Below are 5,707 nucleotides of genomic sequence, written 5' to 3'. Positions count from 1 at the left end.
GCAAAGCAGGAGTTCAGCCTATTGATCCACCCCCCCAGATAACGGCAGATATTCGCCGTTTTGCCCATTGGCAGCTACTATAGAAGAGTATGCGAAAAAACACATCCTCCCGCGTTTCCAAATGGTCTAAGCACAGATATGGTCAGCGAGTAGCCGCCATTCTTCTAGGGTCACCCATTTCAGATTGCTGACCCAAAGCGGTGAAAATGGCCCTGATGTGCCTTGATTCCATTACAATTATTTAATAATTCATACGATTGCTGAAGGCAGGCTCAGGCTGCCGGTTTTTCACCGTCCACAGCCTACCCTCTGCTGATTATGGAAGCACCCTTAACCTCCGTTTAAGTCATCCTTAACTGTGAGCCTACAATCGTTTGTCGCACTGAACTAGAGATCAGACATGAAGAAAGACATCGCGCGCTATCGAAACATTGGTATCTTTGCCCACGTGGATGCGGGCAAGACCACCACGACCGAGAGAATTTTGAGTCTCACGGGGAAAATCCACAAAATTGGTGAAGTGCATGATGGTGCGGCAACCACAGACTTCATGGAGCAAGAGCAGGAGCGCGGCATCACGATTCAGTCGGCTGCGACATCTTGCTTTTGGAAGGATCACCAGCTCAATATTATTGATACCCCTGGTCACGTAGACTTCACCATTGAGGTATACCGCTCCCTGAAGGTGCTGGACGGTGGGGTTGGTGTATTTTGTGGATCAGGCGGGGTAGAGCCTCAGTCTGAAACCAACTGGCGCTACGCCAACGACTCTAAGGTCGCTCGGATTATCTATGTCAACAAACTAGATCGAACCGGCGCTGACTTTTTCAACGTCGTCAAGCAAGTCGAGACCATCTTGGCAGCTAAGCCGTTGGTGATGGTGCTGCCCATTGGCCGAGAAACTGAATTCTGTGGCGTAGTTGATTTGCTCACCCGCAAGGCGTGGGTGTGGGATGATTCTGGCGATCCCAAGAACTATGCCATCAAAGACGTGCCTGCTGACATGGTAGATGACGTCGAAACCTATCGGGAAGCCTTGATCGAACTGGCAGTTGAGCAAGATGATGCTCTCATGGAGAAATACCTTGAGGGTGAAGAGCTGACTATCGAAGAAATCAAGGGCTGTATCCGAAAGGGCACCCGTGAGCTAGCCTTCTTCCCCACCTACTGCGGTTCCTCCTTTAAAAACAAGGGTGTGCAGCTGATCCTAGACGCGGTGGTTGATTACTTGCCCAACCCGATGGAAGTTCCCCCTCAGCCTGAGGTTGACCTTGAGGGTAACGAAACCGGCAAGTTCGCCATTGTGGATGACGAAAAACCCCTGCGGGCTTTGGCATTCAAGATCATGGATGACCGTTTTGGGGCTCTGACCTTTACGCGCATCTACTCCGGTCGGCTGTCGAAGGGAGACACCATCCTCAACACAGCTACCGGCAAAACCGAGCGGATTGGTCGCTTGGTGGAAATGCACGCCAACTCCCGTGAAGAAGTCGATACAGCGCAAGCTGGTGACATCGTGGCGATCGTGGGTATGAAAAATGTGCAGACTGGACATACCATCTGCGATCCCAAAGATCCAGCAACCCTGGAGCCCATGGTGTTTCCTGAGCCGGTGATTTCCATCTCCGTGAAGCCTAAGGTGAAGGGTGGTGATGAGAAAATGGGCTTAGCCCTCAGCAAGATGGTGCAGGAAGATCCGTCCTTCCAAGTGGAAACCGATCAAGAGAGCGGTGAAACCATCATTAAAGGGATGGGTGAACTCCACCTTGACATTAAGGTAGACATTCTTAAGCGTACCTATGGTGTTGAAGTGGAAGTGGGTCGTCCTCAGGTGGCCTACCGCGAGTCCATCACCAAGCAGATTGCTGACAGCTACACCCACAAGAAGCAGTCTGGTGGTTCTGGTCAGTACGGTAAGATCGACTACATCATTGAACCGGGTGAACCGGGTACCGGCTTCCAGTTTGAATCGAAGGTGACGGGTGGTAACGTACCTCGGGAATATTGGCCAGCGGTTCAAAAAGGCTTTGCGACCAGCATTGTCAAGGGTCTGTTGGCAGGGTTCCCCTGTGTAGATTTGAAGGTAACCTTGACCGATGGCGCCTTCCACCCGGTTGACTCGTCGGCGATCGCCTTTGAAATTGCGGCTAAAGCTGCCTATCGCCAAACCATTCCTAAGGCTGGACCTCAACTGCTAGAGCCGATTATGGATGTGGATGTCTTCACACCAGAAGACTACATGGGTGATGTGATCGGTGACCTTAATCGTCGCCGAGGCATGATCAAGTCCCAAAATCCCACCCCCACCGGTTCTCGGATTCGGGCAGATGTACCGCTGAGCGAAATGTTTGGCTACATCGGCGATCTGCGTACCATGACCTCTGGTCGCGGTCAGTTCTCTATGTCCTTTGATCACTATGCACCTTGTCCCAGCAATGTGGCAGAAGAGGTGATTAAGGAAGCTAAGGAGCGCCAAGCAGCTGCCGCTTCCTAACCATCAACAGGCTGTGACCTAACCCTAAAGCGATCGCTCTGGCAACTCCAGGGCGATCGCTGTTTTTTGGGCGATAGGATAGAGACGTTTAGGATAAAACGTTACAGTTGGGAAGGCTCATGTCAGATGTCATTGAACTCAATACCAGTGCATGTTCAGGGTTTCACGCCCTTTCCGATCCCCTACGCCTGCAGATTTTAGATCTTCTGCGCCAGCAAGAACTCTGCGTATGCGATCTATGCGATCGCTTAGAGGTGCGCCAGTCGAAACTATCTTTCCATCTCAAAACCCTGAAAGAAGCTGGATTGCTGCGATCGCGGCAAGAGGGTAAGTGGAGCTACTACAGCCTCAACCTACCTGAGATTGCCTGCCTGGAACAGTATCTATCCAACTTAAGACAGGCTAGCCCTCGCCCATCTCGATCCTGCAGCGAGGATTAATCTGAGGAGCGGCCCGCTGTTCTCCCCAGGCACTCCAATGTTCTAGAACTGGGATATAGTTGACAAAACAACTTTTTTTGATTTGACTAGGAGTAAGCCGACATTCCGCAGGTTGATGAAATGAATATTGAGTGCGGTTGGGGTAAGCTCAGGGCACGCATTGAGATCGCGCCTTGAAGATAGAGAACCTGGATCACTTAGGCTTAGTAGCCGCCCTCGTGGATGAGATCGGGATGGTAGAGCTAGCCGACGAGCTACTCCATGCTCATAGCCTGAACCATATCAGCCCAGGACAAGTGCTGAAAGCGATGATTCTCAACGGGTTGGGGTTTGTCAGCGCGCCGTTGTACTTATTCAGCGAGTTTTTCGAAGGCAAACCCGTGGAGCATCTACTAGGCCCCGGCATTACGGCAGCCCATCTCAACGATGACCGCTTGGGGCGGGTGTTGGATGGCCTGTTTGAGTACGGCACAACGCTGTTTTTTCTGAAGGTGGCCATGCAGGCGGTCGAACGCTTTGGCGTCAGCGTCAGTCAGTGCCATCTGGACTCAACCTCATTTGCTCTCGACGGCGAGTACCGATCAGCGAACGGGTCTGACGTAGAGTTAGAGGCTGATTCAGAAGTACCCCAGGCGATTGAGATTTGCCGGGGGTATTCGAGAGATCATCGACCGGACTTGAAGCAGTTTTTGGTCAACTTGATTTGTACTGCCGACGGTGGCATCCCGGTGTGGTTTACAGTCGGCAGCGGCAATGAGCCCGACTGTCAGACGTTTGCAGGGCTGATGACAGCGTTTGCCGAGCAGTGGGAGACGCCTGCCCTGCTGGTGGCTGATGCAGCCTTCTATAGCGAACCTAACCTCCAGACGGTGGGGCGTTTGCCGTGGCTGAGTCGGGTACCTGTGACTCTCAAGATCGCTCAAACTCTAGTCGATAGTAGCCTTGAGTCGTTGATTGAGATGCCCTGTACACTGGAAGGCTATCGACTGTGGGAGCAACGACAGACCTACGGCGGGGTGGAGCAGCGCTGGGTGCTGGTGGAAAGCCCTCACCGCAGTGAGTCGGACGATTGGCTAAAACCCCTCGACAAGGAGAAAAAAGGGCTGCAACAGCAGGTGCGGCAGATGTGCCGCCAGATCTTTGCTTGTAAACCCGATGCCACCTCAGCCCTGATGCGCTTTCAGGACACCCTCACCGGCTATAAACTCACTCAGGTCACCCTGGTGGCGGTTGCCGCTAAGCGTCCCCCCGGTCGCCCCAAGCGGGCTAACCCCTCAGAGCCACCGACGATAGGGTATCAGTGGCAAGCGACCCTGGAACGCACGGCTGAGTACGAGGTTCAGTGCCAACAGCGCCATCGACGCTTCATCCTGGCGACCAATGTCCTAGACGCGCAGACCTATCCTGCCGAACGGTTGCTGCGCGAGTACAAGGGACAGCAGCAGGTTGAGCGTGGCTTTCGTTTCCTCAAAGACCCGCTCTTCTTCACCAGTAGCGTCTTTGTCAAAAAGCCCCAACGAGTAGAAGCCCTCGCCCTCGTCATGGTCTTGACCCTACTCGTCTATAGTTTGGGGCAGCGCAAGCTCAGAGCCCAACTGGATCAAGCGGGTGAAACGGTGCTTGACCAAAAGCAACGCCCGACGCCCATCCCGACCTTTCGCTGGATTTTACAGAAGTTCCAGGCGATTCACTTGGTCTCGATGAACACAGTTCAGCAGGTCAGCAACCTGTCTGAGGAGCGCAGCAAAATTATCCGCCTCATGGGCTTTCCGTCCTGCCGCTACTATCTCCTAAATTAAGACCTGTCAACCTGCGGAATGTCGGGTAAGCGATCGCTGAACTGGTTTTGATCTTGAGCGATCGCGACTTTGACTATCAGGCGATTAACGGTATCCTCGGTGGGTCTACCGAACCGCTTGATGGTGTTGGATCGTTTATATCATGGGTGACCGCATGACCACAGAGAAACCTGATCCTTCAAGCCGTGCCGTCCAAGCTGGAGGTAGCCTGAATGCCTTTGAGCGATATCTAACCCTGTGGGTCTTGTTATGCATTGGAGCTGGCATTGCCCTAGGGCGAGTCTTTCCAGGGGTGGCTGAGGCTCTGGATGGAATGAGTGTCTATCAAGTATCCGTTCCCATTGCTATCTGCCTCTTTTTCATGATGTATCCCATCATGGTGAAGATTGACTTTTCCCAGGCTAAAAAAGCGGCTCAAACCCCCCGACCAGTTCTGCTCACCCTTGTCGTGAACTGGCTCATCAAGCCCTTCACCATGGTAGCCTTTGCCCAGTTTTTTCTAGGCTGGCTCTTCCGCCCCCTGATTGAAGGGTCGGAACTTGTGCGAGGCGCGCCCTTAGCGATCGCTGACTCCTATATCGCCGGCACCATTCTCCTGGGGATTGCCCCTTGCACAGCCATGGTGCTGATGTGGGGCTATCTTTCCTTTAGTAACCAAGGGCATACCCTAGTTATGGTGGCCATCAACTCCTTGGCCATGCTGTTTCTATATGCTCCGTTAGGACGCTGGCTCTTAGCCGCCAATAACCTGACGGTTCCCTGGGAAACGATTGTATTATCGGTGCTGATCTACGTGGGGTTGCCGCTGCTAGCCGGGGCCGTCTCTCGCACCTGGATCTTACGTCATAAAGGCAAGACTTGGTTTGAGCAGGTATTTTTGAAATACCTCAGCCCTATTGCCGTTATTGCCCTGTTGATCACGCTGATTTTACTCTTTGCCTTCAAGGGTGACCTGATTGTCCGGAATCCTTTTC

At 52.9% G+C, this 5,707-nt stretch carries 4 protein-coding genes; all 4 read left to right on the top strand.

Annotation, left to right across the window (positions count from 1 at the left end; genetic code table 11):
• Window positions 1-400: 400 nt before the first annotated feature.
• The gene (gene fusA / locus V6D20_20115; protein HEY9818085.1) at window positions 401-2,494 is read left to right on the top strand and encodes an elongation factor G; all 2,094 of its coding nucleotides are present in this window, start codon (window positions 401-403) and stop codon (window positions 2,492-2,494) included.
• Window positions 2,495-2,613: 119 nt separating this feature from the next.
• On the top strand, window positions 2,614-2,934 hold the full coding sequence (locus V6D20_20110) for a metalloregulator ArsR/SmtB family transcription factor (GenBank protein HEY9818084.1): 321 nt from the start codon (window positions 2,614-2,616) through the stop codon (window positions 2,932-2,934).
• Window positions 2,935-3,107: 173 nt separating this feature from the next.
• Window positions 3,108-4,733 (top strand): IS1634 family transposase, encoded by a 1,626-nt coding sequence (locus V6D20_20105; GenBank protein ID HEY9818083.1) that lies wholly within the window; start codon window positions 3,108-3,110, stop codon window positions 4,731-4,733.
• A gap of 154 nt (window positions 4,734-4,887) precedes the next feature.
• A partial coding sequence (gene arsB / locus V6D20_20100; GenBank protein HEY9818082.1) for an ACR3 family arsenite efflux transporter occupies window positions 4,888-5,707 on the top strand: 820 nt, incomplete at its 3' end.

It is taken from the genome of Candidatus Obscuribacterales bacterium (assembly GCA_036703605.1).
Lineage (GTDB): Bacteria > Cyanobacteriota > Cyanobacteriia > RECH01 > RECH01 > RECH01.
This window is presented reverse-complemented; position numbering and strand designations above follow the sequence as displayed.